The sequence below is a fragment of the Streptomyces sp. NPDC090442 genome (assembly GCF_044769405.1).
In the GTDB taxonomy this organism is placed as follows: Bacteria; Actinomycetota; Actinomycetes; order Streptomycetales; family Streptomycetaceae; genus Streptomyces.
Window position 1 is genome coordinate 1 of sequence record NZ_JBIVXW010000240.1, and the last position, 1675, is coordinate 1675.

The window sequence follows — 1675 nt, forward strand, 5'->3', positions numbered from 1 at the left end:
AGTCTCAGCTGATCCCAACGGAACTTCGGCTCTTCTCGTCACGGAGGCTCCCACCAGGCCAGACGCATGATCAACAGGAACTTGCATCAGCCCTGCCCTGTCCGCGATATGCGGTTCTGTCGAGGGGGGCTAATGTCCTGTGTTCCAGTTGTCGTGCCGCAGCACCGAAGGCATAATGGACAAAGTGAAGCATTTTACCCATTGCCGAGTCGGGGAGTTGGGAGTTTCGCACCGGTGAAACAAGTGCCGTGGAATTGGTGTGACGACCAGATGGAGCGGCGTACCGTTGGTCGACACCGCGGCTCGGCGGTTTCGGCGGCCGGTGTTTTAGTGTCGGCGCGATCGGCGCCTGAGCAGGTGAACGGTTGACTCCGTCTTCCGGTCCGGGGTTCTCGAAGTCAAACAGGTAACTGGACCGGTACGGCAATAAAACGTGACGCCCCGCCGAGACGTTTTTTCGCCTCGTGGGTGGAAAGTTGGCAGCGCTCTGCCGGCTGCTTGCCAAAGTATCATGTCGTGCGTAGGAACGGCGCTTCGTCCTCATTTCGCCGGGCGCGCTGTTTCGACGGTTGAGTGGTTTCGTTGCTTGTCTTCGGAATGGAGTGGATGCTGGAGCCGGGGAGCGATTCGGGGGAGCGGTTCGCGTTTCGTGGCTCCCGCGCCTTTCGAGCATGGAGGCACGCTTATGCCATTCGCTCGTTGTGGTCGAATCATTGCCCGCCTGATTCTACGATGCCTGAGCCTTGAGCGTAATATCGTCGAGCGACCGGGCGTGGGTTCCAACAGTTCGCTGTCGTCCGCGACCGGGTTCCCGGGCGCTCGATTCTTCCAGCAGGGCAGGGATAATATTTATGTCTTCTGGGCTCGTCTTTTGTTCATTGAGCACGGCGTCGACTGCTTTTATCAGAATGTTGCGGTGTATGGATGGAGTATGATCGACGTCCGTTCCTGTGCCGCCTTTCAGCATGCACACGGGTGGGACATCTCCGACCGCCTTGGGATCATGGACGCCGAAACATGGAAAATGTTGACTGGAGATGAAGAGGGTGCCCCCTGTGTTTCGGACCCCGAGGCGAAACCCCCGCTCATGCACCCCGCCGCGGCGCCGCCGCCTGACTTGCCGGTGATGCCGGCCTATCCCGGCCCCCGTGCCTTTGGTCTCGGCCGTAAGAACATGTGGATACTGCTGCTGCGCCTCCGGCTTCTGGACCATGGCTTCGCCGAAGGTTTCACTACGCCGGTTATGCTCGAAGAGATGTGCGATGATTGCCGATGGGATGATCGCATACGTGCCTCCTGCACCACTTTTCAACTCGCGCAGGGCTGGCGTGGGAAGGCGGCAAGCGGATACCCGTGCGAGCTGACGTGGCGGCTCCTATGGAACGATGCCGCGTAAGTACTCAGGTTGAACTCGTTGTGTCCGTGGGGTGGTGACGTTCCGTGATCCCTGCGGTACGACAGGGGCATGCGGCGTGGGCAGAGGGGTGAGTACACCCCGGCGGAGCAGGAGCGGCGTGAGCGGTTACGCCTTGAAGTAGCCGAGCGGTTTGTGCGTGGCGACAAAAGTGAGGTTATCGCGCGGGAGTTGCGGGTGACGTCGCGGTCGGTTCGGCGCTGGCGGAGGGCGTGGGAGGTCGGTGGCGCGGATGCGCTGCGCTCGAAGGGTCCGGTCTCG

At 60.9% G+C, this 1675-nt stretch carries 2 protein-coding genes; both read left to right on the forward strand.

The window, feature by feature from the left end; all coding sequences use genetic code 11:
- Nucleotides 1–685 precede the first annotated feature (685 nt).
- Complete coding sequence (locus ACIQU6_RS44715) at nucleotides 686–1396, forward strand: hypothetical protein (RefSeq protein ID WP_403488480.1); 711 nt, start codon at nucleotides 686–688, stop codon at nucleotides 1394–1396.
- Nucleotides 1397–1465: 69 nt separating this feature from the next.
- The coding region (locus ACIQU6_RS44720; RefSeq protein ID WP_403488482.1) for a helix-turn-helix domain-containing protein at nucleotides 1466–1675 on the forward strand (210 nt) is incomplete at its 3' end.